This window comes from Leisingera aquimarina DSM 24565 (genome assembly GCF_000473165.1).
In the GTDB taxonomy this organism is placed as follows: Bacteria; Pseudomonadota; Alphaproteobacteria; order Rhodobacterales; family Rhodobacteraceae; genus Leisingera; species Leisingera aquimarina.
The window spans coordinates 2,787,262-2,813,177 of sequence record NZ_KI421504.1 but is presented as its reverse complement, the minus strand read 5'-3'; the positions used below and the strand labels follow the sequence as shown (position 1 = coordinate 2,813,177).

General features: G+C 59.8%; 18 protein-coding genes, 2 other RNA genes and 6 pseudogenes. 17 read left to right on the top strand and 9 right to left on the bottom strand.

Annotated elements, in window-relative coordinates; translation table 11 throughout:
- Positions 1-515 precede the first annotated feature (515 nt).
- The 5 genes and pseudogenes from AQUI_RS0118035 to AQUI_RS30195 form a co-directional block, all read left to right on the top strand.
- Positions 516-2,702: an efflux RND transporter periplasmic adaptor subunit gene (locus AQUI_RS0118035; RefSeq protein ID WP_035920074.1), complete on the top strand. Its 2,187-nt coding sequence runs from the start codon at positions 516-518 to the stop codon at positions 2,700-2,702.
- Positions 2,702-5,881, top strand: coding sequence for an efflux RND transporter permease subunit (locus AQUI_RS0118030; protein WP_027258743.1), 3,180 nt, complete (start codon positions 2,702-2,704; stop codon positions 5,879-5,881). Before AQUI_RS0118035 ends, AQUI_RS0118030 begins: the two co-directional genes overlap by 1 nt.
- A gap of 35 nt (positions 5,882-5,916) precedes the next feature.
- The gene (locus tag AQUI_RS0118025; RefSeq protein WP_027258742.1) at positions 5,917-6,258 is read left to right on the top strand and encodes a copper-binding protein; all 342 of its coding nucleotides are present in this window, start codon (positions 5,917-5,919) and stop codon (positions 6,256-6,258) included.
- 340 nt (positions 6,259-6,598) lie between these two features.
- Positions 6,599-7,793: pseudogene (locus tag AQUI_RS28385) on the top strand (IS256 family transposase); the annotation flags it as partial.
- Positions 7,794-7,830: 37 nt separating this feature from the next.
- Positions 7,831-7,986: pseudogene (locus AQUI_RS30195) on the top strand (IS3 family transposase); the annotation flags it as partial.
- Positions 7,987-8,134: 148 nt separating this feature from the next.
- Here the strand turns inward: AQUI_RS30195 and ssrA (AQUI_RS30190) are convergent.
- The 4 genes and pseudogenes from ssrA (AQUI_RS30190) to AQUI_RS0117990 all read right to left on the bottom strand — a co-directional run bounded on the left by ssrA (AQUI_RS30190) (position 8,135) and on the right by AQUI_RS0117990 (position 11,869).
- Positions 8,135-8,483, bottom strand: a transfer-messenger RNA (tmRNA) gene (gene ssrA / locus AQUI_RS30190).
- Positions 8,484-8,794: 311 nt separating this feature from the next.
- Positions 8,795-9,922, bottom strand: a pseudogene (locus AQUI_RS30185) (helix-turn-helix domain-containing protein).
- Between the two features lie 72 nt (positions 9,923-9,994).
- Positions 9,995-11,224, bottom strand: a complete 1,230-nt coding sequence (locus tag AQUI_RS28375; protein WP_245596940.1) for an ABC transporter transmembrane domain-containing protein — start codon at positions 11,222-11,224, stop codon at positions 9,995-9,997.
- A gap of 321 nt (positions 11,225-11,545) precedes the next feature.
- Entirely contained in the window at positions 11,546-11,869 is a 324-nt protein-coding gene (locus AQUI_RS0117990; protein WP_027258740.1) for a hypothetical protein, read from the bottom strand.
- A gap of 663 nt (positions 11,870-12,532) precedes the next feature.
- Between AQUI_RS0117990 and ssrA (AQUI_RS32540) the strand changes: the two genes are divergently transcribed.
- The 5 genes from ssrA (AQUI_RS32540) (at position 12,533) to AQUI_RS0117970 (ending at position 16,239) form a co-directional block, all read left to right on the top strand.
- Positions 12,533-12,691, top strand: a transfer-messenger RNA (tmRNA) gene (ssrA, locus tag AQUI_RS32540).
- 168 nt (positions 12,692-12,859) lie between these two features.
- Positions 12,860-13,423, top strand: a complete 564-nt coding sequence (locus tag AQUI_RS0117985) for a nuclear transport factor 2 family protein (RefSeq protein WP_245596939.1) — start codon at positions 12,860-12,862, stop codon at positions 13,421-13,423.
- A 141-nt stretch (positions 13,424-13,564) separates the two neighbouring features.
- The gene (locus tag AQUI_RS0117980) at positions 13,565-14,380 is read left to right on the top strand and encodes a chromate resistance protein ChrB domain-containing protein (protein ID WP_027258738.1); all 816 of its coding nucleotides are present in this window, start codon (positions 13,565-13,567) and stop codon (positions 14,378-14,380) included.
- On the top strand, positions 14,377-15,648 hold the full coding sequence (gene chrA / locus AQUI_RS0117975; RefSeq protein ID WP_027258737.1) for a chromate efflux transporter: 1,272 nt from the start codon (positions 14,377-14,379) through the stop codon (positions 15,646-15,648). Before AQUI_RS0117980 ends, chrA begins: the two co-directional genes overlap by 4 nt.
- Positions 15,649-15,765: 117 nt before the next feature.
- Complete coding sequence (locus AQUI_RS0117970; RefSeq protein ID WP_027258736.1) at positions 15,766-16,239, top strand: SspB family protein; 474 nt, start codon at positions 15,766-15,768, stop codon at positions 16,237-16,239.
- Between the two features lie 86 nt (positions 16,240-16,325).
- Here the strand turns inward: AQUI_RS0117970 and AQUI_RS0117965 are convergent, their stop codons facing one another.
- Positions 16,326-16,892: a hypothetical protein gene (locus AQUI_RS0117965; protein ID WP_027258735.1), complete on the bottom strand. Its 567-nt coding sequence runs from the start codon at positions 16,890-16,892 to the stop codon at positions 16,326-16,328.
- A 218-nt stretch (positions 16,893-17,110) separates the two neighbouring features.
- Here AQUI_RS0117965 and fumC point away from each other — a divergent pair, with 218 nt between their 5' ends.
- Genes fumC through AQUI_RS0117950 form a run of 3 tightly spaced genes read left to right on the top strand, consistent with a single transcriptional unit; the run spans position 17,111 to position 18,908 of the window.
- Positions 17,111-18,505 carry a class II fumarate hydratase gene (fumC, locus tag AQUI_RS0117960; protein WP_027258734.1) on the top strand — a complete coding sequence of 465 codons (1,395 nt, stop codon included), beginning with the start codon at positions 17,111-17,113 and terminating at the stop codon, positions 18,503-18,505.
- Complete coding sequence (locus tag AQUI_RS0117955) at positions 18,505-18,693, top strand: DUF4169 family protein (RefSeq protein WP_027258733.1); 189 nt, start codon at positions 18,505-18,507, stop codon at positions 18,691-18,693. Before fumC ends, AQUI_RS0117955 begins: the two co-directional genes overlap by 1 nt.
- The gene (locus tag AQUI_RS0117950; RefSeq protein ID WP_027258732.1) at positions 18,690-18,908 is read left to right on the top strand and encodes a ribbon-helix-helix domain-containing protein; all 219 of its coding nucleotides are present in this window, start codon (positions 18,690-18,692) and stop codon (positions 18,906-18,908) included. Before AQUI_RS0117955 ends, AQUI_RS0117950 begins: the two co-directional genes overlap by 4 nt.
- 299 nt (positions 18,909-19,207) lie before the next feature.
- On the opposite strand, the gene AQUI_RS0117945 is transcribed toward AQUI_RS0117950, so the two are convergent.
- The 3 genes from AQUI_RS0117945 to AQUI_RS0117935 all read right to left on the bottom strand — a co-directional run bounded on the left by AQUI_RS0117945 (position 19,208) and on the right by AQUI_RS0117935 (position 22,672).
- The gene (locus AQUI_RS0117945) at positions 19,208-20,563 is read right to left on the bottom strand and encodes a cytochrome P450 (RefSeq protein ID WP_027258731.1); all 1,356 of its coding nucleotides are present in this window, start codon (positions 20,561-20,563) and stop codon (positions 19,208-19,210) included.
- A complete protein-coding gene (locus AQUI_RS0117940; protein WP_027258730.1) occupies positions 20,560-21,807 on the bottom strand; it encodes a hypothetical protein in 1,248 nt (415 codons plus the stop codon). The genes AQUI_RS0117945 and AQUI_RS0117940 overlap by 4 nt, the downstream gene beginning before the upstream one ends.
- 112 nt (positions 21,808-21,919) lie before the next feature.
- Positions 21,920-22,672, bottom strand: coding sequence for a cytochrome c biogenesis CcdA family protein (locus tag AQUI_RS0117935; RefSeq protein ID WP_027258729.1), 753 nt, complete (start codon positions 22,670-22,672; stop codon positions 21,920-21,922).
- Between the two features lie 94 nt (positions 22,673-22,766).
- Here AQUI_RS0117935 and AQUI_RS0117930 point away from each other — a divergent pair, with 94 nt between their 5' ends.
- From AQUI_RS0117930 to AQUI_RS31565, 4 genes and pseudogenes are all read left to right on the top strand, one after another.
- On the top strand, positions 22,767-23,000 hold the full coding sequence (locus AQUI_RS0117930; protein WP_027258728.1) for a sulfurtransferase TusA family protein: 234 nt from the start codon (positions 22,767-22,769) through the stop codon (positions 22,998-23,000).
- Between the two features lie 93 nt (positions 23,001-23,093).
- Positions 23,094-23,534, top strand: a pseudogene (locus tag AQUI_RS28370) (IS110 family RNA-guided transposase); the annotation flags it as partial.
- 68 nt (positions 23,535-23,602) lie between these two features.
- Positions 23,603-24,712, top strand: a pseudogene (locus AQUI_RS30175) (IS3 family transposase); the annotation flags it as partial.
- A 301-nt stretch (positions 24,713-25,013) separates the two neighbouring features.
- Positions 25,014-25,224, top strand: a pseudogene (locus AQUI_RS31565) (IS3 family transposase); the annotation flags it as partial.
- A gap of 27 nt (positions 25,225-25,251) precedes the next feature.
- Here the strand turns inward: AQUI_RS31565 and tnpA are convergent.
- Positions 25,252-25,668, bottom strand: coding sequence for an IS200/IS605 family transposase (tnpA, locus tag AQUI_RS0117915; protein ID WP_027258727.1), 417 nt, complete (start codon positions 25,666-25,668; stop codon positions 25,252-25,254).
- Between the last annotated feature and the right edge of the window lie 248 nt (positions 25,669-25,916).

Genomic DNA, 25,916 nt, shown 5'->3' with positions numbered 1-25,916 from the left:
AGCCAGGCAAAGCGCAGCTATATGCAGAACGTGGACAGCAGATTCTTGATATGTCTGGCACGGCGCGTGACCATCATTTTAGTCGCACTGGCTTTTTCCTTTGCGACGAATTTTATGTCCTCGATGGCTTTGGACATGTCACATCAGGGAAGCCTCGCAGGGGAAGCCGGTCACTTATCTATTTCCGAGACCGATCAGTCCCTTCGACCGGTGACACCATCGCAAAGTGATGATCGTTACGGGTGCGCATACGATCCGGTTTCTGCCCGTTGCATCGGCGGCTCATGCTTTAGCTCCGACTTGCCGTCCGCGGCTATCCCGCCTGCCGCCATGATAGCTTCCTCGCTCCACCTAAAAGCCGGAGCGAGCAATTTCGGTGTTCACCTGGAAACACCTCCCCCGGTCCGGCCTCCCAAGCACGTTTGACGAATTTCGCTTCCGGCGGCAGTCCTCAAACGCGCCGGTAATTTGTCAACAACATAGGCTGCTTCGGGAAGATCAGCCTGGAGGTTATCATGCGCGGACGTTACACAGCGCTCAGCATCCTTGCCCTTGCCGCAGGAACGGTGGGCGGGGTTCTTCTGGAACGGACATACCTAAACTTTACTGAAAGCCCGGCCTCGGACGGCCCTGAGATCCTGTACTGGGTTGCTCCGATGGATCCAAACTACCGGCGCGACGACCCCGGGAAATCACCGATGGGCATGGACCTGATCCCTGTCTATGCCGGTCAGGAGCCCGCAGGTGATCCCGCTGAAGTGTCGCTCTCACCGGCCGAAGTCAATGCAATCGGTGTGCGCACCGCGGTTTCACGGATGTCGGACATATCGGCGAGGATAGAGACCGTCGGCTTCGTGCGATACGACGAGCATCGGACAAGCCATGTCCACACCCGCGCCGACGGGTGGATCGAGAAATTAAAAACCCGAGCCATCGGCGACCGTGTGCTCAAAGGCGACGTCCTGTTCGAGATGTTCTCGCCAGTGATCAGCGCGGCGACCGGCGACTTGGTCCGCGCCGCCAAGGCGGGAGACGCCAGAATTCTCGACGCCGCCCGGAACAAGCTTCTTAGCCACGGTATGTCGGAGTCTCAGATTGCGGAGATCGAAGCTAGTGGTGAACTTGCACGGAGCATCAGGATCGAAGCTCCGCAAGACGGCGTCGTGATCGCGCTTTCGGCTGCCGATGGCATGTATCTTCAGCCTGGGACGCTCGCAGTTTCACTTAGCGACTTGAAAACCGTCTGGCTGATCGTTGACGTATTCGAGCGGGACATCGCGCGGCTCAGCGAAGACATGCGCGCGGTCGCCCGCTTCGAGCATCTGGCCGGGCGCACGTTCGAGGGCGAAATCGATTATATCTATCCCGAACTCGACCCCAAGACCCGCACACTGCCGGTGCGGCTAAGATTCGACAACTCGGAGGGGCTTTTGAGGCCCAACATGTTCGGAACCGTAAGTCTTGTCCCGGCCCGGACGCGAACGGCACTGACAGTGCCGTCTGAAGCAGTCATCCGGACCGGTTCAGCTGAGCGCGTGATTCTGAAGACCGGCGAAGGAACCTTTAAGCCGCGGCTGGTTACATCCGGTCTGCGTGACAATTTCGGCGAGGGCGGCCGGACCGAAATCGTTCAAGGGCTCGCGCCGGGCGAGGAAGTGGTCGCGTCAGCGCAGTTCCTGATCGACAGCGAAAGCGCGCTGAGCGCAGGTCTTATGCGCATGGCGCCAACTGACGAGACGCCAGCGCGCGGTACCGGCAGGCTTGTCACGCTGGACAGCGAGACCCGGCTGGCGACGATCAAGCACGGCCCGCTCGACAGCCTCGACTGGCCGGCAATGACCTCCGTTTTTCCAGTACGAGCGGATGTTCCGCTTGATCATCTGGCCGAAGCGTCTGAGGTCGCTATCACGGTTGCCCGGGGCGCGGATAACCTTCTTGCCCTGATAGAGATCGGTGCCGATGACGGAGTTGCTGCCACGGGAACTGGCACTATCCACGCCGTGAACCCGGACGGCACACTGACCGTATCGCACGCTCCGATACCAGCGCTTGGCTGGCCCGCGATGGAGATGGAGTTCGAAGTGGCAGGACTGGATCCCAACTCAGTGGTTCTGGACAAGCCAGTCGAGTTTGATCTGGCCAAGGGCGACACGGGCATGTTCAGCATTATCGCGGTCCGGGAACAAGCAGCCAATGCGGCACCTGCGCCTGGGGAAACCGCGATGGCGGAGGCGGCACCAATCGTCGTCCGCGGCACCATTGACGCCGTCGACCCTGCTGCACGCACGGCGACGATAAGCCATGGCCCGATGACTGAACTCGGGATGCCCGGCATGACGATGGACTTTTCCATCTCCGAGGAGTTGGAACCGGCGGCACTGGTCACAGGAACCGAGACGACCTTAACGTTTGTCCGGCCCGACGGGATGACGCTGTTGCTGGCGGACGCCGAACCTGTCATTGCCCCGATGAAAGTCGCTGGCATTATCAACTCGACAAATCCGGACCGGGGCATGGTGAACATCACTCATGACGCCATGGTCGAGCTTGGAATGCCGGGAATGACAATGGATTTCGCTGTGGATGATGCCTTAGACCAGGCAATCCTTCCGATAGGCGAGAGAGTGAGCCTTTTGTTCCGCCGCAACCCCGATTTCTCGCTGACGCTGGTCGGCATCGCCACCGTACCGGAGGTGAGCTAATGATACCCGCGATCATCCGTCATTCCCTAGCCAACCGGTTCATGATTCTCGCGCTTTCAGTGGTGATCGGATTTGCCGGGATATGGGCAATCCGCGCGACCCCGGTGGATGCCATCCCTGACCTTTCGGACGTGCAAGTGATCGTCCGCACTCCGTACCCCGGGCAAGCGCCACAGGTTGTCGAGGACCAGATCACATACCCGCTTGCCACCGCGATGCTTGCAGTCCCGGGCGCTAGCGATGTGCGCGGCTTTTCGTTCTTCGGCGACAGCTATGTCTATATTGTCTTCGAGGACGGCACCGACCTTTACTGGGCGCGGACCCGCGTCCTGGAATACCTCGGGCAAATCGCATCCCGCCTGCCTGAAGAAGTGTCTCCGCAGCTGGGACCTGACGCTACCGGCGTTGGCTGGATCTACCAGTACGCGCTGATCGACCGCAGCGGGAACCACGATCTGGCACAGCTCCGGACCTTGCAGGATTGGTTCTTGAAGTACGAGCTGCAGACCGTCGACGGCGTGTCGGAGGTCGCCACCATTGGCGGCATGGTCCGTCAGTACCAAGTCGTGGTCGACCCGGACAAGCTGCGTGCCTACGACATCACGCTTCCGCAATTGCGGGACGCTATTCAGGCTGCAAACCGGGAAACAGGCGGCAGTGTCATTGAAATGGGCGAAGCCGAGTTCATGGTGCGCTCGACCGGGTATGTCGAGGAATTGGCCGATCTCGCTCGCGCACCGCTTATGGTGAATGAGCGCGGCGCAGCAGTCACACTTGGAGATGTCGCCGATATCCGTTTTGGGCCCGAGCTTCGCCGCGGCGTCGGAGAATTTGGCGGCGAAGGCGATGCAGTGGGCGGCGTTGTGATCCTGCGTTGGGGCGGCAACGCGCTTGCCACGATCAAGAACGTCGAGGAGCGGATCGAGCAAATCCGCCCGAACCTTCCTGAAGGCGTAGAGCTGGTGACCACCTACAGCCGTGCTGGCGTCATCGAGCGCGCCATTGACAACCTGCAGGACAAGCTGACCGAGGAGTTCATCGTCGTTGTGCTGGTATGTGCGGCGTTCCTGCTGCACATGCGCTCATCGCTGGTGATCCTGCTGTCTCTGCCTCTTGGGATATTCGCGGCCTTCATCATCATGAAGCTGCAGGGAGTGAATGCCAACATCATGTCACTGGGCGGCATAGCCATTGCCATCGGAGCCATGGTGGACGCAGCGATCGTTATGATCGAGGCTATGCACCGCAGGCTGGAAAGCGAAAAGCTGACCGACCAGAACCGATGGCGGATCGTCGGTGAATGCGCATCGGAAGTTGGGCCTGCACTTTTCTATTCGCTGGCGATCATCACGGTGAGCTTTCTCCCGGTCTTCGTGCTGGAAAGCCAGGAGGGCAGACTGTTCAAACCGCTGGCCTTTACCAAAACCTACGCAATGGCTGCGGCGGCGATCCTGTCGATCACCCTTGTTCCGGTCCTGATGGGGTACTTCGTGCGCGGGCGGATCATGCCGGAACACAAAAACCCGCTTAACCGTGCAGTGATCTGGGCCTACCGTCCGTTTCTCGACGCCGCGGTTGCCTGGCCCTGGGCAACGACGCTGCTGGCGGTGGCGCTGGTCGGCTCGATGTGGTGGCCTCTTCAGCGGATAGGCAGCGAGTTCATGCCGGAACTCAACGAAGGCGACTTTCTCTACATGCCCTCACTGTATTCGGGCGTATCCATCGGCAAGGCGCGCGAGATCCTGCAGCAGACAGACCGGTTGATCGCAACGGTGCCCGAGGTGAAGACGGTCCACGGCAAGCTCGGCCGCGCTGAATCGGCGACCGATCCAGCGCCCCTGACGATGATCGAAACGACGATCCAGCTGAAGCCGGAGTCCGAATGGAGGCCGGGAATGACGATGGACCGGATCCGCGAGGAACTTGACCGCACGGTTCAGGTGCCGGGGGTGACAAACGTCTGGATTCAGCCGATCAAGAACCGGATCGACATGCTGGCAACCGGCATCAAGACGCCTGTCGGGGTGAAGATCTCGGGTGCGGATCTCTCTGTCATCGAAGGAATCGGGGTTGAAATCGAACGTGCCGTGGCCGATATCGAGGGTACAGCATCGGCCTATGCCGAACGGCCCGTGGGCGGGCGTTTCATCGAAATCGATGTCAACCGCGAAGCGGCAGCGCGTTACCTGATAAGCGTGCGTGACGTTCAGGATGTCGTGCAGACCGCGATCGGGGGCATGCAGGTCTCGGAAACGGTCGAGGGCCTCGAACGCTTCCCGATCAACCTGCGCTATCCGCAGGAATGGAGAAACAGCCCTGAACGCCTGCAGGGCCTGCCGGTCGTAACCCCCTCGGGGGCGCATATCCCGCTTGGCGCCCTCGCCGAGGTCCGCATCGTCGACGGCCCGGGCATGATCCGGTCCGAGAACGCTCGGCGTACCGGCTTCGTCTTCATCGACATCGCCGACCGAGACCTTGGCAGCTACGTGACCGAGGCACGCGCCCGCGTCGCGGAGGAGGTAGCGCTTCCGCCAGGCTACTCCATCACCTGGTCGGGTCAGTACGAATACATCCAGCGGATGCAGCAGCGGCTGACGATGGTGGCACCTGCCACGCTGCTGCTCATCACGCTAATGCTGTTCCTGGCGTTCAACCGGGTGATCGAGGTGGGCATCATCCTTGCCGCACTGCCAGTGGCTTTGGCGGGCGGTGTCTGGTTCCTGTGGTACCTCAACTTCGACATCTCGGTCGCCGTGCTGGTGGGCTTCATTGCGCTGGCCGGTGTTGCCGTCGAGACTGCAATCGTGATGCTTCTGTACCTCAACCTGGCTTGGGAGAAGCGGAAGAAACTTGCCATTTCGGAAAACCGGGCTCTGGCGCCACTCGACATCGAGGAGTCCGTTTTCGAGGGCGCACTGCTACGAGTCCGTCCGAAAGTAATGACGGTAGCGACGATTTTCGCCGGTCTAATCCCGATCATGTACGGCCACGGCACCGGTTCAGAAATCATGCAACGCATTGCGGCGCCGATGGTCGGAGGCATGGTCACGGCGACGCTGCTGACGCTCTTCGTCATCCCCGCGATCTTCGTCATCTGGAAGCGTCTGGCTTTGCGGCGCGTCAATCGCGAGATCAGCAACCTTCCAGCAGCGGGCGAAACGCCCGTTCCGGCCGAATGAAACTCACCAAACTCTACTTCTTGGGAGAAAATCCAATGAAAATCCTCACCTTCTCCGGTATTGTCCTTGCCTTCTCCGCCAGCAGCGCTTTGGCTCAAACGACCCACAGCATGGACCACTCCGGCATTCACATGAGTGATAGCCAGTTGGAGGACGCAGTACACGCCACCGCTGTCGTCAACTCGATCAGCGAGGGCTCCGCAAATGTCAGCCACGACCCGATTCCCGCAATCGGCTGGCCCGGCATGACGATGGGCTTGCCACTCCTGGCCGACGCCCAAGTTATGGGAGACGTTGCACCCGGCGACAAGGTTACCCTGATGCTACTCAAGGGCGCTGACGGAATGTACGCAATCGGTGCCATGACGCCGAATTGACCTGCACGGCATTGAAACCGCACCAGAAGCCCTGAAGCCCGCCCTCGATGCGTTGAACGCCGCGCTGCTGATCCGTTGCCACCGGTAAAACCGGTACGGATCACTCGTCATGCGCGGCGTTCACACTTGCAGCGGCGCTGCCGGCCGTTGCAGTACTGGCCGCCACCGCCCAATCCCGCTATGCACTTCATGTGCTGAAGACTCCGTGCGCCTCAGATCCAAACCGATTGCAGTTTCATGACCACCGCTGCGGCACCCGTCAGTGCCAGTGTAAATAAACCGAAGAAAGCCAGCGCAAGCAGGATCGGCCCAAGCCTGCCCGGCAGCTTGTGCACCAAACCGCGCAGCCATTGCGGAGCGTGCGCTGGGCACCGAGCTGGATGAACATCTCAGCGAAGAGCGCGCGCAGGAGCCGCCTGAAGGCCAGAACCAGCCCGCCAATCGACGCAATGGCAGCAGCCAGAAGACTGTGGCTACGGACGCCGGCAAGGTGGTTCCGGACATTCCGCGCTACCGGAACGGGACCTTTGACCCGGTTCTGATCGCCAAGTATCAGCGCCGCTTTCCGGAGTTCGACACCAAGATCATCAGCATGTACGCCCGCGGTATGACAACCCGGGAGATCCAGGGCCACATCGAGGAGATCTACAGCTTTGAAGCGTCACCCAGCCTGATCTCGGCCATCACCGACACCGTTATGCAGGAGGTGACGGCCTGGCAGAACCGCCCGCTTGAACCCTGCTATCCGTTCAGCGGGAAAACAGCGCCCCACGCTGTTTTCTGATCCGCTTCACTGTTCATGGATGCGATCCGGGTCAACATCCGCAGCGACGGCGCGGTCTCGAACAAGGCCGTCTTCGTGGCCCTGGCAATCCTGCCGGACGGCACACGGGACGTTCTGGGCTTGTGGTTCCAGGCCAATGAAGGGGCCAAATTCCGGGCCAAGGTGCTGAGCGATTTGCGCAACCGCGGCGTTCAGGACATCCTGATCGCCGTCGTGGACGGCCTGAAGGGCTTTCCCCAGGCCATCGAGGCGGCCTTCCCCCGAACCCAGGTCCAGACCTGGATTGTCCATCTGCTGCGCCATTCCATGAGCTTTGCAAGCTACAAGGACTGCAAGGCCGTCGCCGCGGCTCTGAAGGCGGTCTACACAGCCGTTGATGCCGCGGCGGCCGAAGCCGCGCTGAGCGAATTTGAAGACAGCGATCTGTCGAGGCGCTATCCAACCATAGCGCCGAGCTGGCGGCGGGCCTGGATTATCCGCCCGAGGTGCGCCGGCTGATTTACACGACCAATGCCCCCTCTTGGCAGATTGCTGCGCAATCGCCTGCCGGGCAGTGATTGAAGCGCTGAACTCGAAAATCCGCCGCGCGGTCCGAACCCGCGGCCATTTCCCCAGAGCCGCGGCGGCGGCCAAGTTGATCTACCTGGCGCTGAATGCTACCTCAGCGGAGTGGAAGCGCTCAGTGCGCGAATGGCATGCGGTGAAAAGCCAGCTCGCCATCATGTTCGAAGAACGCTTCCCAATGGCGTAAGAAAAGGCGCCAGGGCACAAAATTCCGCACAGTCTCGGGCCCTTGGCGCAACTTCGAGGCAGTGGAATACGCAACACTCGAATGGGTGGACTGGTTCAACAACCGCCGTCTGCTTGAGCCTGTCGGGAACATTCCGCCGGCAGAAGCAGAGGCCGATTTCTACGCCGCCCTGGAAACTGAGGACATTGCCGCGCAACTAACTGAAATCTGCCTCCGGCAATCCCGGGGCGGTTCAAAGCTCTGCGGGAACGCCTTCTCTCGGCGCCGGAGAAAGTCTAAACTTGGACGTCAGCCGAGGTCACGAATGCCACACTTGATGTCGGTTGTCAGACGGCTGCAGAAGTGCAGGCTTCTGTTGCCAGGTGCCTGCGAACCCCGCCTTATCTTGTGAGAGATAAGGGCTTAGATTTCGGCTTTTCGCACCGCATTAAGCGGCGAGAGCTGCCGGCACTCGGTTGTCATTTGCAACTATCGAGTTTGAGCCGATAACGGTGGCATCCTGCCGAGCGAAAGCTAACCCTTTTACACGTCCGTCGATCCTATTTCGGCCCCATGATCCCCAAACGAAGGATGTTGGTGGAGCCGCCGGGTACCGCCCCCGGGTCCGAGCCGCTTATTACGAGCGCGTTTATCGCCATAGTCCTTGCGAACACTTTACAGGTAATGGCATCGACCAAAGATTGCAAGCTCTTCAGTTGCGTAAGGAAATCCAACATAGCTGCACTACAGGTTCAGACCTCGCAACTGCTATCACAGAGGAAGTCACCTGAACCTGGATACACTGCGTGTTGCACTCGGATAGCCACCTTTGCAGGCTAGAAACCAAGAGTGAGATCCTCGCTACAGACATTAGCCCGAGCACGCGCTGCGGAAATACTGCGCCCCAGCACTGAAAAAATAAGAGAAGCGCCTCGGCGATCCCCTACGCTGCACGGCTTAACGCAGCCGAGAAGTTCCAGAGCATGGATGTGTAAAACTTCAGACTTGATCTGACAGGCATCTCAGTTCTCTGTGCTGAGAATGGGTTGCCGACTGTCCGATGGATCGGAAGCCGTGATCGTCTTGTCCCTGGCAATATGCAGCGTTTCGCGGAAGGTCTGCATAGGCGTCTTGCCATAGCGGTATCTTCCCGAATTGCGGCCGCTGCTCGTTGTATCTGGCCAGCCAGGCGTCCAGGTCCACCTGCAATTCCTCCACCGGCCGGTAGAGCTTCTTGCGGAAGGCGATGTCGCAGAACTCATCCTTGATGGTCCGGTGGAAGCGCTCGCAGATCCCGTTCGCCCTGCAATCGATCAACTGGATCGATTGCCTTACGGTCTCACTCTGGGGGCTGTTCGCCTTGGCTCTCGTGTGGTCCAAGTCCCCGGCCGCCAAGTAGAGCTGATAGGCATGGCTTCCGGCTTTGCCGCAATATTCGGTGCCGCGGCCCGTCAGGATGCGCAACAGGCTGATGCCGTGTCCGGCAAAGAAGGGGATAACCCTGTCATTCAGCAGGCCGGCGGCGGTGATCGCCGTTTTTCCCGGTGCAGAGCTTACCGGCCGCCACCCGCGCATAGGTCTCGATGAAGGTCTGCTGGCAGATGCGTCCCACTCCCTTCATCGTGCCCAGGTAATAGGTGCCCTGGCTGCCGGGATAGCCCGGATGGCGGCTTTCGATCTCGCCATGCGCCCCCTTCTTCTGCCGGGCCTTCTCCAGCGCGGCCATCTGCGCCTCGGTGAGCAGGATGCCGTCCTGGGCGGCACGGGCCTTCCAATGCCTTGAGGCGTTTCTTCATGGCCTCCAGACCGTCGCGCAGCCAGATCGAGCGGACGCCGGAAGATGACACCATGATGCCCTGCTGCTGGAGTTCCCGCGAGGCGCGCTTCTGCCCCGGCGCCGGATTTTCAATCGCCAGTTCGATCACCGCCCGCTCAACGTGCTCCGGCACCCGGTTCTTCAGGATCGGCTTGCGGCGGCTGAGATCCATCAGCGCCTGCCCGCCGCCCTGTTCATAGAGCTCCATGAAGCGGTAGCAGCTGTCCCGGCTGCACCCCATCACCTTGCAGGCCTGCGAAACGCTGCCGAGCTGCTTCGCAGGCTCCAGCAGCCTCAGCTTCGGCTTGATGATCTTGTCCTGAATACTCGTCATTGATCGGCACTCCTTGCTTGCGCTCCTGAAGAGCAGAAATGTCAGATCAAGTCGCGTGTTCTGCAATGGATGTCAGCCGTTCGCTGACGTCTTTTTGTCCTCTTCCTCCTGTTCCATCAGAAAACGCAGAACCTCTTTGTAGCGTATTTTTGTGTCTTCAAGCTGCTGGTAGAATCGGAACAGCTCCTTAAGCGGAGCTGAGAAATCCTTGTGCGCCGCCAGCACCGCGATCAGTGCGCCCAGAGTAATGCGCTCCTCAAGGACAAAGTAGCCCCCCAGAGAATAGAACAGAAACGGCGTCAGCGCGGTCAGGAAATTGTTCAGCGCTTTAGTAAAGAACTTCACCCGATGGATGCGCCTGCGGATATGCTCTAGCTGCCGCAGAGAGGCAGCGGTTGCCAGAACCTCGCCGGGACGGTCCTGTGACGGGTTCAGCTGCCCTGCCAAACCACGTGCAAGATTCCGCATTTCCTGAATGCGCTCCCGGCTCAGCCGGTTCACGATCCGCTGCAGAAAGGGCAGCAGAAAAAGCTGCAGCGGCAAAATGGTTAGAGCAGCCGCGCCCAGGATTGGATCCTGCATGAACATGAACAGCAGGATCGTGATCAGCGTTCCGCCCTGGGTAACCGGAAGCGCCACCAGATCTGCTGAAAATCCGCCAATCGGTTCAGCTTCCTGCCCCAGAACCTGCGGAAGCTCGCTTTTGCGGGTGCCCCAGGTATGTTTGCGCCAATGGCGGTAGGTAAGCAGCCGTAGACGTCTAAGGCAGCGTTCAGCGAGCCGCCCTTTTAGCACGTTAAGTAGGTACTTCCCGACGCCGTTCAGCGTGATCGCCAGCAGAAAAACACCGCTCAAAACTGCCAGATGCTGTGTGGCGGTGAGGTCGTATCCCAACAGGCTCAGCGGCGTGTGCGATTTGCTCAGGACGTTGTTCACTATCTGCTTGGGCAGTTCCAGTGATAGATACAGGACTGGCAGCAGTGACAGGCTTAGAAGCAGTAGGAAAAACTGCTGGCGGCGCGTGGTCCGGACAATGTGGGCAATCAGGTTGCAGTCAAGGCCGGCGAAGTGATCGTTAGTCGGCTTAACCAGGCTTGCGGTGGAATGCGACAGCCGCAGGTGGAGCACCCGGCCGAGCAGAGTGGCAGCGCAGACTGCCAGAAGCGCCGGGGCCAGCAGCAAAACCAGATGCATCGCCGGATGCACCCATTCCGGGGAGGTTTCACCATATCTGAAGCCCAGCCAATTGGCGGTCTCAAGGGCAAAAGAATGGTAGTGCGGAGAAGTGTGCTCGGGAGGCATTGAAATCGGTCTTCAGAATGAGAGAAAAAATGCGGCAGCCTCATTGAAACTGCCACGCTGAGGTGCTGCTGCCTGAGGGGCAAGAGCAGCGTCGGCAATAGCCGCGCACCAAGTTGCGTTGGGTGGCATCGTCAGTCCTTAGTTTAATTGAGATGTCGTGAGATGGTGGTCAGAGGTCCACTGCAGACATTCGCAAACGCAGCGATTGAGCGCGCCAGGGCCAGCCGATTAAGCGTTCGCTCCGGATTGAGCTGGAAAATGCATGCAAGCTGCTGCTCTCAAGCGGAGGGAAAAGCAAGCAGAGGGGTCAGACGCTTAGGATCACGCTTTAGGAGGCGGAAGATGCGCTTCGGGCGCCGCGGAAGCCAGACCGAAATCCTTCAATACAACAGCCAGCTTTCCTGCTTTTTCAGCAATGGAAACCTTCTGCCATAACTGCAGCGCAACAGGCGCTTCACAGGCCGCAGCCTTGTGGCAGGGGCCGGGGCTGGAATGGCTGTGCCCGTCTACAGTTTCATGCTGTGCAACAGAAACTCCCTCAGACTGGTCTTCTGCTTCTGCGGTCAGGGGCGCAAAAAGCGCGGACAACGCCAGCACCAGTGCTAGCGCCAGCGATGTCCACAATTTCCCCGCTTTATGGCGCATCAAAACAGCTCCCTTTGCCTCCGATTTATCTAGCTAGCCAGCGCATGACTGCAACTCAAGGATACGTTTTGATACATTTCCAGACCGGGATTCTCGTTCGATTTTCTCCACACGAGGGCCTGGCCATGTATCGACACCCAACGAATTGAGATACGAATTTGTAATGCACTGTGCGAAACACACTCCCCACTGTGAGATGGGCAAGATCTCGCAATACGGCATTGGCACAACAACGTGGGGCGCAGGCGCCGGTTACTTATTTGCTACCATCAAAGGAAACGACATCCGAGATCAACTGCGTTCGCAGGTGTTCTACAACTTAGTAGCAGCCTTTTGGTCAAATGCATGCAGCTTTGGGTGCACTGTTGAGACTGGTATCGATCTCCTACACTTCTGGCCAGGTCCTGCTGAAGCGGCTGCATTTCGAAATTGTTCTCGTGATCATCAGCCTCATTGCGGAGCTTTATGGCGCAGCATCTGAAGGATGCCTTGTCAGTTCAGGTCAAAATCTGAACATTCATCGGGGTCTGTGGAGCTTTCACCAATATTCTTTTACGCACACGACGTAGGGTGATGGAACGGCGCCAGCCTGCGAAAGGTCCAACCCCGTTTCGCCAGGTTGCCCGCTATTCTGTTTGTACCTAACTATTTAGCACAAGAAGTGATCTTCTACTTAAAATGGTTTTTCTCCACACCCGCTATATCAATCGTGCTCCGGCAATGGCTCTGGCTGCGTAAGCAGTTCTAATCGCCGAACTTAAGTCCTTGCGCCTAGCAGTGTAAGGCGGGGGTCGCAGGTACCTGGCAACAGAAACCTGCACTTTCCGCTCAGAAACTATAGCGCTGTCACGTCAAGCTGACGGAAATCATCGCAATGGCGGTTCAAATCTGCTTGCCGCAGCTGTACCTGAGATACCTGAACCGAAGCCGGTCAGCGGACAGCCCGTCCTTGCCGCCGTCTGCCCGGCCAGTAACGCACCCAGGATCAATATGTCCAAATCTATCAGAAAACCCGAGATTGCCACTGTGTCCCCGCGCAGGGCGGAGCCTGCAGCCGGCCAGCTGCAAAAGAATGCGGAACGCAGCACTGCCATGGCGGCCCCGTATGATCCCGCAAACCCGGCCGGCATGCCTTTGACCCGGTTGCTGCATTACTGGTTTGATGAGGTTTGGTGCAAAGGGAATATGGACGCTGTTGCCGAGGTGATGACCCCGGGCACGTTGATTTCCGGCGCAGTCTCGGCGCTGGCGGAACCGGAATGCGACTATGGCGAAGTGGTCGCAGCGCTGCGCAACCTGCTGGGACCTGTATCGGTCACGCTCACCCATGCAATGGAAACCGCAGACTGGGTGTCGGCCCGGCTGCTGGCCAGTACCAGCGACCCCAGAACGGGTGCGCCTTTTCAGATCACTGGCCAGATAATGGCACGGGTGGAGGATGGCAAGATCGCCGAATTGCACTCCAATATGGATTACTTCCGGATGTTTGAGAAACTGGGCCAGCTGCCGCCCGAGGCCCTCGCGGTTTGCATGACTGGCGAACGGTTGAGGTGACGGTGCATTGCCCGCCCGGTGCGATCTTGACAAAGCTGCGGTAAATGCGGTTTTAAGGATGCATGGGGACAACCGCGAACGCCCCGTGAGGCGACAAGCCCAAGGTTCGCATGTTAACCTTGCTCGCGAGGAGACATGCTTATGGCTGCCCCGAATGAAATCACCCCAGCCCAGCTCTTGCGCCTGATCGGCACACCAGCCGCTCCGGTTCTGGTCGATATCTGCATTGACGAGGACTTTGCCGCGGATCCTTTTCTGATCCCCGGCTCCTTTCGCCATCCCCATCGGGACATCGACGGCCTCAAGGCCCGGCTTGGCGGGCGGCGTTGCGTGGTGATCTGCCAGAAGGGCATCAAACTGTCGCAAGGCCTGGCCGCGTGGCTGCGCAATGACGGGGTTGAGACGGAATACCTGCAGGGCGGCATGTTTGGCTGGCGCAGCCTGAAAGACGCACCGCGGATCCCGGCCAGCGCCCTGCCCGCCCCCGCAGGCAGCAGCACCCTGTGGGTGACCCGCCACCGGCCCAAGATCGACCGCATCGCCTGCCCCTGGCTGATCCGCCGCTTTGTGGATCCGAATGCGCGCCTTCTGTTTGTCTCGCCGTCCGAGGTGGCCGGCGTTGCAGACCGCTTTGGCGCCACGCCGTTTGATGTCGAAGATGTGTTCTGGTCCCATCGCGGGCCGCTTTGCACTTTTGATACCATGCTGGATGAGTTCGGCCTCAGGACACCGGCGCTTGACAGGCTGTCCCTGGTTGTGAGAGGCGCCGACACCAACCGGCACGATCTGGCCCCCGAGGCGGCCGGGCTTCTGGCGCTCTCGGTCGGGCTGTCACGCCAGTTCAAGGACGATCATCAGCAGCTTGAGGCAGGCATGACCCTTTATGATGCGCTTTACCGTTGGGCCCGCGACGGCCAGAATGAGGGCCACGACTGGCCCGCGGACCGCAAGGCATGAGCCAGCCATGCTGGACGGAGATGTTCCGTGTCTTCGGGCGCATCGGGGTGCTGAGCTTTGGCGGCCCCGCGGCGCAGATTTCGGTGATGCACAAGGAACTGGTTGAAGACCGGCCCTGGCTGAGCGAGGAGAGCTTTCTGCGGGGGCTGTCCTTTTGCATGCTGCTGCCGGGACCGGAGGCAATGCAGCTGGCAACCTATACCGGCTGGCGGATGCGCGGCACCGCCGGCGGGCTGCTGGCGGGGCTGCTGTTTGTGTTGCCCGGTGCGGCTGTCATTGCGGCGCTGGTCTGGCTTTATGCGCAATACGGCACCCTGCCCGCAGTGCAATCGGCGTTTCTGGGGGTCAAGGCGGCAGTGGTTGTCATTATCCTGCAGGCGTTGCGGCGGTTGGCCGGCAAGGCCCTGAACCATCCGCTGGACTGGGCACTGGCAGGGTTTGGCTTTACCGCGCTGTTCCTGCTGAACATGCCGTTTCCACTGGTGGTGCTGGCCGCCGCCTGCATTGGCTTGCTGCGCAAAGACAGCAGCCCCGGAGACCCCGCACACCGCACGCCTGCCCGCAACGGCAGCACCCTGCGCACCATTGCGGTTTGGGGCGGGTTGTGGTTGCTGCCGCTGATTGCCCTGTCACTGTCTGGAGCCGGGTTTTTGGCGGACATCGGCTGGTTCTTTTCCAAACTCGCCGTTGTCACCTTTGGCGGCGCCTATGCGGTGCTGGCCTATATCAGCCAGACCGTGGTGAGCCAATTCGGCTGGATCACTGCCGGGCAGATGATTGATGCTTTGGGTCTGGCCGAAACAACCCCTGGCCCGCTGATCCTGGTCACCCAGTTTGTCGCCATGCTGTCAGGCCTGACGAAGGGCGGGTCCGGGCTGTTCCTGGCCGCCGGCGCGGTGGCGCTTTGGGCGACTTTCATGCCGTGTTTTCTGTGGATCTTCGCCGCGGCCCCTTATGTGGAGCGCATAGCCGCGCATCCGCGGCTTGGTATGGCGCTGAAGGCGGTAACGGCCACGGTTGCCGGTGTCATTCTGAACCTGTCAGTTTGGTTCATGATGCATGTGGCCTTTACCGGAACCCACGTGTTTGAGGCCGGCATTCTGCACATGCCTGTCCCGGTCTGGAGCAGCATGAACAGCTCCGCGGTTCTGCTGGTTCTGCTGGCGCCGCTTGCCGCCTGGATGGTTCGCGGCAATATGCTGCTGCTGCTGGCAGTGATGGCGGCAGCCGGCCTGGCCATTGCGGAATTCCCGTTTGCAATCAGCTGACTGCCAATGCCTGCAGAGCGCTGTCAGCAGCAATAAATTTTTGTTCCGCGAAAAGGCTGCCCTTTTGTTTCCGCCAGAATCTCCTATGCTGGGAACAAATGAACAAAGGGTGACTGCATGTCCCGTGAAATCGACTATGGCAACCTGATGCACTCTGCCATGCGCGGCCTGATCCGGACCGTGCTGCAGGATATCTCCGACAATGGCCTGCCTGGTAACCACCACTTTTTCATCACCTTCGACACAGCCCACCCGGATGTGGAGCTGGCCGATTGGCTGTCCGACCGTTATCCCGGTGAAATGACCGTGGTCATGCAGCATTGGTTCGACAATCTGACCGTGGATGAAGACGGCTTTGCGGTCACACTGAATTTCGGCGATTCCCCGGAACCGCTCTATATCCCCTATGACGCAATCCGCACCTTTGTGGACCCGTCTGTGGAATTCGGACTGCGGTTCGAGTCCGCCGATGAAGAACCGGAAGGCTTTTCCGCGGTGACGGATCCCGATGAGGAACCGGACCACGCCGAAGAACATGAAGAAGACAAAAAAGACGCGGATGTCGTGTCGCTGGACAGCTTCCGCAAATAGACAACGCGGCGCCCATGGCCCAGTATCAGGCAGCCTGACTGGCTGCCTTTTTCATGCCCGGACTCATGCTTGGCCCAATGCCAGGATTATTGCTTAGCCAGGAAGGTTTCCAGCTTGCGGCGCGGCGCGCCATTCAGGCGCGAGATATAGACCAGGTCCAGCCCGCCCTCGGCGAGGGTCCGGTCATATTGCTGCATTTCGTAGTCGCCGTTCGGGTGAATAAACAGCGAGAAGACCGTCAGCGTATCGCCAATCAGGCGCCCCCAGACAAAGGGCTCGCCTTCCATCGGGTTCAGCGGCACCGCATGACCAAACACATTGCGTGTCATCGCTGCAGAGTAGACGCCTTTGCGCCCGCTATGCTGAAACTCGATTTCATAGGTTTTGGTCTTCTTCCGGCCGTCATCCTTCTCCGTGGTCGAGGTCCATTTGATGGTGAACCCTTTCTTCATTTCACGGATGATGACGCTCATGTCCCGGGGATCGGTGTCGCCATCAGCCTTGACGACATCGACACTGCCTGAATATTCACCGGCAAACTGCGCAATACCGGCGGCAATCCCCTGCACGGCGCCGGACAAGAGCACACAGGCCGCCAAAGCAAGCGCCGCCAGGGATCTCAGCGACAGAACAGCACACAGACGGATCGGCATATTCTTTTCCTTTCCGGATACAAAAATTGCCCGACTCCCACCCGACCCGCTCACTCTAAGCATAGCATGGATTGCGGCAATGGCATGGACTGGATTGCGCCAATTCGACACTATACCTTACCTGCCATTTGGCTATGCTGCGCGCAACTGGCCAATTGCGCCGCAGCGGTGCGCAGGCTAAACGGCATACAACCGCATACCCAACGGAGAGAAGACGGATGTCCGAAACCCGCACCGAAACCGACAGCTTTGGCCCGCTTGAGGTCCCCGTAAACAAGTATTGGGGCGCACAGACCCAGCGTTCAATCATGAACTTCCCGATCGGCTGGGAAAAGCAGCCTGTCGCCATCGTCCGCGCGCTGGGGGTGATCAAGCAGGCCTGTGCCATGGCCAATAAAGCCTCGGGCAAGCTGGACGGCAGGATCGGCGATGCCGTCATTCAGGCCGCCGGCGAGGTGGTTGCGGGCAAGTTCGACGACAACTTCCCGCTGGTTGTCTGGCAGACCGGCTCCGGCACCCAGTCCAACATGAACTCCAACGAAGTGATTGCCAACCGCGCGATTGAAATCCTGGGCGGCACAATCGGCTCCAAGGACCCGGTGCATCCGAACGATCACTGCAATATGGGCCAGTCTTCCAACGATACCTTCCCCACCGCCATGCATATTGCCACCGCGATGTCCGTTCGCGACGTGCTGGTGCCCGGCCTGACCAAGCTCGCCGAAGGGCTGGAGGCAAAAGCCGAGGCGTTCAAGGACATCATCAAGATCGGCCGCACCCATACCCAGGACGCCACCCCGCTGACGCTGGGCCAGGAGTTCGGCGGCTATGCGCATCAGATCCGCCAGGGTCTGGCGCGGGTCGAAGCGGCGATGCCCGGCATCTATGAGCTGGCACAGGGCGGCACTGCGGTCGGCACCGGTCTGAACACCCAAAAAGGCTGGGGCGAAACCGTTGCTGCCAATATGGCGGAAATCACCGGCCTGCCCTTTGTCACCGCGCCGAACAAGTTCGAGGCACTGGCCGCCCATGACGCGATGGTATTCCTGTCCGGCGCTTTGGCCACCATTGCGGGCAGCTGCTACAAGATTGCCAACGACATCCGCTTCCTCGGCTCCGGCCCGCGCTCCGGCTTGGGTGAGCTGATCCTGCCGGAGAACGAGCCGGGATCGTCGATCATGCCGGGCAAAGTGAACCCGACCCAGGCAGAGGCACTGACCCAGGTGGCCGCCCATGTGATGGGCAATGACGCCGCGATCAAATTCGCAGGTTCGCAAGGCCATTTCGAACTGAACGTCTACAACCCGATGATGTCCTACAATCTGCTGCAATCAATCCAGCTCTTGGGCGATGCGGCGGACAGCTTCACCGAGCGGATGCTGAACGGCATTGAAGCCAACGAGCCTCGTATCGATAAGCTGATGAAAGAATCGCTGATGCTGGTCACAGCACTTGCACCGACCATTGGTTACGACAATGCCACCAAGGTCGCAAAAACCGCGCATAAGAACGGCACCACGCTGAAGGAAGAGGCGGTTGCACTGGGCTTTGTCGACGAGGCCACATTCGACGCAGCCGTCCGCCCCGAGCAGATGATCGGGCCTAAGGACTGATGGCCGGCTCCGGTTCAGGCCCGGTCAATCTGAACCGGTACAGAAAGGAAAAAGCGCGGGCCGAGAAAAAGGCCCGCGCTGATCAGAACGCTGCGGCCTTCGGGCGGACCAAAGCAGAAAAGGAATTGGACAAGGCGCGTAACGCGCAAGACGTCCGGCGCCTGGACGACCACAAGCGCGACGAATGAGCAGCCGCCCCAAGAAGCACTCTCTGACCTTGCGCGGGCACCGGACCTCGGTGTCGCTGGAGGATGGATTCTGGGATGCCTTCCGCGAGATCGCCGCGCAGGACGGCCGTGCAATCAATGATTTAGCTGCCGAAATTGATGAAACCCGCGGCGAGGATTGCGGATTGGCGTCAGCGATCAGGCTGTTTGTGCTGCACCGGTTAAGGGCACGTTAGCCACGGTTTGGCATCGTGCCGCTATTCAAGTGCCTGTTCCTCTCTCTGCTGATGCCTGGATACAGCAGCTTTTCCGGTCCCAAGCTGCTGCAAAAGGCGGTGTTGTCCGCCGCCAGAAGCGCGACATTGAACGGCCGCCTGGCGGGGACCGCTTTCACTACGAACTTAAGCGCCGTGGATTTCGAACCGTCGAAAACGCAGGTCAGGTTGTCATCTTCTGCAATTAGGACGCCGTGCGCATCATCCAGTGATGCAAATTTCTTCGTAGAAATTTGCCAAGAAAATTCGAATTTTCTTGGCTAACGCCGCGACAGCTGCAGCCAGATCCCATTCTTCGACCGCACCGTAAGATGCGCCACCGGCACCGGCGCCTGCTCCGCAGCCGGAACCACACGGAACGCGCGCAGGATCATCGACAGGATCAACGGTCCTTCCACCATGGCAAACCCTGCGCCGGTGCAGACACGTGCCCCCGCCGAAAAAGGGATGAATGCGTCCCGTTGGCACTGTTTGCCATTCTCCGTTTGCCAGCGGGAGGGATCAAACCCATCCGGGTTTTCCCACAGCCGCTGATGCCGGTGCAGATGCCAGGGACTGAGCACCATCTGCGCGCCCTTTGGCACGTCGCGATTACGGAACTGCTCCGGATAGGCTGCTTCGCGCACCATCATCGGCACAGGCGGATACAGCCGCAGGGTTTCGCGGAACACATCCCGGCTGACCTTCAGCTTTGAAACCGCGGCAAAGCTTTCATCCGCCAGCGCCTCGGCCTCAGCTGCCACCTTTTCTTGCCAATCAGGGTAAAGCGCCATCAGATACAGCGCCCAGGCCAATGCAGAGGCGCTCGTTTCATGGCCCGCAAGAAAGAAGATCGCAACCTGATCCACCATTTCGGCGGTATCAAAAGTGCTGCCCGTTTCCGGATCCCGGGTGGTCATGATCTTGGTGGCCAGGTCATCCGGCGCCGTACCTTCCTTGATGGTATCCATTCGTTCGCGGGTCAGCTGTGCAATCAGTGCCCGGATCGCCTCAGCATTCCGGCGGGTTCCGCGGCGGAAAAACCGCGGCATCCAGCGCGGTAATGGCACAAAGGCTGCCAGGTTCAACAGCGGCTGACTGCGCTGGTAGTCCCGGAAACGGCTAAAGACCTGTCCCGCGACCTGATGTTCGATCGGAATTGAGAACAGCGTGCGAAAGATAACATCCGCCGCTGCGTGCGACGTTTCCTCCTCGATCTCGACAAGTCCTTGCCGCTCCTTCAGCCGTTCCACAGCGGCCTCTGCCGCGGCGCGCATCGCCGGATACGTGTCCTTCAGCCGTCCACCTTCAAAGGCCGGGTCGATGATCCGCCGCTGCCGCTTCCAGGCCTCGCCGTTGGTCAGGAAAACGGAGTTTCCCAGCAAGGGTTTCAGCCCCTCGGCAATGCGGCCGGACTTTGGAAAGTCATCCGGACGTTCCTTCAGCAGCACTTTCACCAGCTCCGGCTGGTTGACCAGGAAGGAGCGGAAGAACGGCGTGCGGAACTCTGCCATCCAGGCGCGGTAAAGCCGCGCGGGCTGGGCGGACAGAATATCCTGGCGGAACAGTTTCACATAGCGCCACAGCGACACGCGGTCCGGGCGCGCGGGCGGTTTCGGCGGCAAGGGTTGTGTCATTCAGCGGCCACCGAGGTGAATTTCGAAACGGCCGCATCGATACGGGACTGCGACGGTCTGCGGTCCTTGTAACGTTCCGCCAGCGTCAGCGGTCCGGCGGTGATGCGGAAGTAATCATAATCGCCAGGCTGGTCGAAGGCGCAGAGATACTGGAAGTGCAGCCTGAAAAACCGCCAGCGCAGCTGTTGCCAGCGTTCCGGGCTGAGCGTCTGGGTGAAGGCGGCGGAGAACACCAACGGCCAGCGCTTGCCCTCAACAGCGACGCCGCTGACCGACACCGGATCGCACAGTGCAAAAGCGCAGCCATCACCTGGCGCAGTAACATCGACCCAGGCCAGCTCTTGCCGCTGGGACAGATACTGCAGATCAGCCCTCAAACGCTCCGCACGCGGCAAAAAGGACACCATGGGCACGACCTGCCCCAAGGTCAGAAACCCCAGCGCCGGCCGGTTCTTTGGCAGACCCGCGCGGATCAGATCCGCCAGGACGGACACACCAACATGAGCGCCGGAAGAGTGACCCGCCACCAGCACCTCGTCCAGATCAGGATTTTGCAATGCGTCCGATATCAGCGCACGGAACTCGCGCATCCGCGCTTCCATTTCCGGCGGGATGGCACCGCGGGAGGCCGCGGAATGAGCATAATCGTGCATCAGGTAATAGGCGAAGAACTTGCCGTCCCGCTTTTTGAACCAGCGCAGCAGCGCGTAGCCGCAACCAAGACCCAAGGCCCAGCCAATGGCCAGCGCCACCGGACCGGAAAAGCCGGCGGGACCGGCCGCCATCCCGAAGGCATAAGCAACTCCCCACGCCAGCAGCAGCGCCAGAAACGCCTGCAGAAGCAGCATCCCTACCGGGTAAAGCGCGGCGATCACCGGCCCTTTTCGCAGCCGCATCAGCCGCCGCAATGCACCTGTGGAGATATAGATCCAGGCGGTGCGCAGCAGTTGCCAGTAGGTGCCGGGAATCGTTGCCTCCATGCTGCCGCGCACGATGTCGGACCAGACCAGCACCTCGATGTCCGCCTCAGTGCGAAGGCCATCCATTATTGAGGCGGCGTGCCAGCCATAGGGGCCTTTGGTTTGCTTGGGGGACAGTGACAGGCTGTAGCCGGAAATCTCTGCCTGAGCTGTGCCTTCCTTGCGGTACAGCTCGCGATACCGGCGCGGATGAATCGGATCATAGCCGGGTATGTAAAACACCCGCCGCTTGCGCACCTGCTGTTGACCGTGCTGCTGTGTCACGCCTTGGCCTGCATCCTTGTTCTGCGGCCAGACTAGCAGTGCATTCCGGCAAGAGTAAGGCCAGGAATGGCAAAGAAAAAGGGGCCTGAAGGCCCCTCTGAAAATCTCAGGCTCAGCCCAGCGTTGCCAGTGCCGGGAATGTTTCCAGCAGCCACCAGGAGAAGGTGGTGAACAACCCGGTGACCAGCATGATGCCGACACCCAGCAACAGCCCACCCATCACCTTTTCAATCAGTCCCATGTGGCGCTTCATCTTGTTCATCAGCACCATGGAACGGGTGAGGAACATCGCCGCCAGCAGGAAGGGAATGCCCAGACCTGCGGCATAAACGCCGAGCAGGATTGTGCCACGGCTGACCGAAGCTTCCGAGGCTGCCAAAGACAGGATCGCGCCCAGCTGCGGCCCGATACAGGGCGTCCAGCCAAAGGCAAAAGCCAGCCCCAGAACATAAGCCCCCAATGCGGAACCACCGGACTCGCCCGCCTCCATTCGCGCCTCGCGGTCCAGCAGCGGAATGCGGAACACAGACAGGAAATGCAGGCCGAATATGATCACGACCACACCTGAAACTTGGGCAAAAAGTTCCTGATTTCTCAGCACAAATGCGCCAAATACCGAAGCTGTGAAGCCCAGCAGCAGAAATACCGTGGACAGTCCCATCACAAAGAACAGCGCAGCGATGACCGCCTTGCGCCGGGCTGCGCCGGTGCCTTGCATCTCGCCGATGGTCACGCCGCTCATATAGGCCAGGTACGGTGGCACGATCGGCAGAACGCAGGGCGACAGAAAACTGATCACACCGCCTAGCAGCGCCACCAGCATGGCAGGGAGCAGCCCTGCATCGATGATCTCGATTCCAAACATGTCCCAACACTTATGCCAGCAATGGACCAACGTCACGGGGCGGGCTGGTCACATCCTTGTGGACAGCATGAAACATCCCGCATATCTGAACACCATGACTGAAATCAAAGAGACATTGGACGCCATCGGGCTGCTGTGCCCCCTGCCCGTCCTGAAGGCCCGCAAGCGGTTGAAATCGCTGCAGCCCGGCCATGTGCTGCAACTGCTGGCGGATGATCCGGCAGCGGTGATTGACGTGCCGCATTTCTGCAATGAGGCGGGCCATGAATTCCTCGGCCACAGCGACGGCGCAGGCCACCGGATTTTTCTGATCCGCAAAGGCAGCTAAGACCAAAGCGGATGAGGTGCGTGGCTCCTGCTCCACCGGCATCGAATGTGCCAAAGTGCAGTTGTTACCGACTGCAAGGAAAGGAGCCACCCAATGACAGTTAAAACCGCAGGCCTGGATCTGGCCAAGGATGTTTTTCAAGTTCACGGCATTTCCGGGAATGGCCGCATGATCTTCAATAAAGCCATCAAACGCGTAAAACTGCTTAGCTTCTTTGAGACGCTTCCGCCCTGCACCGTCGGGATGGAAGCCTGCGGGCCGTCTCGTCACTGGGGCCGCCAGCTGCGCAAACTCGGGCACGACGTGAAGCTCATGCCCGCTGGATACGTCAAACCATACGTGAAGCGTGGCAAGAACGATGCCGTTGATGCTGAGGCAATCTGCGAAGCAGTTCGACGCCCGGCCATGCGCTTTTTCGAGATCAAGACGGAGGGGCAGCAAGCCATCCTCCCGATCCACCGAACACGTGATCTGGCGGCCCGGCAACGCACCCAGTTGGCCAACATGATCCGCAGCCTCTTACGCGAGTTCGGGCATATTGGACCTGTCGCGGTTTGATGCCGCTCCTTTGATAGCATTAATTGCAGCAAAGGAGACGAACGATGGGATTGAAACGGACGGACGAATTCCGCGCTGATGCGGTGCGGATCGCGCTGACCAGCGGGCTGACACGCAAGCAGGTAGCGTCTGATTTGGGCGTCGGCCTATCGACGCTGAACAAATGGATCACCGCGCACCGCGACACTGATGTTGTGTCCGGCAAGGACCTGGATCTCGCCCGTGAGAATGAACGGCTTCGACGAGAGAGCCGCATTCTGAAGGCGAAGAGGGATATCCTGAACTGGAGAGTATTCGGAAGAGCCCCAGCGGGGCGTTTCCCCGATGAAGGCAATGCAGTTCTTCGCGGGCCAAGAACCATGAGGTTCAGGTTCATCCGCTGCCCGGCAGTGCCTGTTTACAGGCACGAAAGGGGCGGAACACCGCGACAGCTTTCCCGCCCACCGGCTGTGTGATGTCATGGATGTCAGTCCCCGAGGCTTGCGGGCGTTCCGCAGCCGTCCAGCCAGCCGCAGGCAGCGGTCCGACCTTGTCACTTTGACTCACATCAAAGAACAGTCCCGTCTCAGCCTGGGCAGCTACGGCAGGCCGGCTGGCCGAAGAGCTGAAAGGGATCGGCCTGGATGCCGGACACCGCCGCGTGGGCAGCCCCCTCTGGGCAGATTTGCCTTTGCCAGATCGCCTGCCGGGCAATGGATGCGCCAGAACGGCATATCCGTTGTCAGAACCCGCAAACAGTGAGGTCATTTCCGCCATTGGTCCGAGAACAATGGACGAACGTGGCGACCGGCAGTGACCGCAAATTCAACATTGCGCCAAACCTGTTAGATCGGGACCTCGCAGCAGATCATCCAAACCAGAAATGGGCCGGTGACATCTGCTATGTTTGGACCCGTGAAGGTTGGTTGTATCTCTCTGTGATCCTGGATCTGCATTCAAGACGGGTGATCGGCTGGGCGGTGAGCAATCGAATGAAACACGATCTGGCGATCCGGGCATCGAAGATGGCTATCGCCCCGCGGCAACCACCCAAAGGGTGCATCCACCTCTCCGGTCGCGGCAGCCAGGGCGGATTCAAACGGTCGTCGCAACAGGGCCATGGAGGAAGTTGTGATGATAGAACAGAAGCGTGGTTCGGACCGTTGCGGACGGAAGAAGCTGAGTCCACCCGGCCGCCCCAAAGCAGCTCGGCGAGAGGATCAGGCGAAGTTTTGGCGCTTGATTGCGCAAGGACTATCCAGTGAAGATGCCGCGACAGGAGTTGGGGCTTCGCCCGCGGTTGGTGGCAGGTGGTTCCAGGAGGCCGGAGAAATGCCACCGTCTCAGTATTCGGCTTCTGCACCTTCGTTGTCACGGCGCTATTTGTCTTTTGCCGAAAGGGAAGAGATCGCTCTGCATCGTGCCAGCGGCCTGAGCCCCTCTCATGCATGTAAACATGCACTGCCGGGGCAGCGGATGAGCGGCAAGGGAAACTGCTACGATAACTCCGCCGTCGAAGCCTTCTTCAAAACCATCAAGGCGGAGCTCATCTGGCGCAGACCTTGGCCAACACGCAGAGCAACGGATGGCCATCTTCGAGTACATCTATGGCTTCTACTATCCTCGCCGACGGCACTCAGCACTGAGCTGGAAAAGCCCGGTCGCATTCGAACGGAAAGTGGCCTAAACGAGCACTTGGAGCGGCACTGAACGGCTACCGGCTCGCGCCGGTAGGATCGGCGATATGGTTTTCCAGGTACTGAAGTACGATGTCTTCAGTGACCGCCCCGTTGGTGGTTGAAAAATACGCCCGCCCCCGGAACCGGCAGCCCCGGTAGCGTCTGCGGATCGCCGGAAATTCCCGCTGCGCCCGGCAAGACGAACGGCCCTTCATCTTGCACACCAGATCCGAAATGGCGAGCTTGGGCGGCACGGAGACGAACATATGCACGTGGTCGCTCGACAGCACCCCGCGCAAGAGGCTGACACGGTTCTCAGTACAGACCTGGCGGCAAATGTCGCGCACCCGCAGGCGCAACGCCCCGCTCAGCACCTTGTAGCAGTATTTGGTGGACCACACGATCTGATAGCCGTGGTAGAAAACGCAGTGTTTGCCGGTATCACATTGCATGGCCTTACCCTTGAAAAAATGAGCCTTCGGTAATCCCCCCCGATCTTAGGGGGATGGCCAACAAAGCCGCCCGGTCCATCCGGGCGATGCTGACAAAGAAACAGGAATACCGGCAGCCCACGTTCTAACCGCCAGCTGCCAACGAGATGCAAGACGTTGAAGTGATGATGCGGAAGTAAGCCAACCAAGAGCAAGGACACTCCGGGAATGGCAGCGGCTCTCTGAGGTCGATAAGCCGATTGGAACCT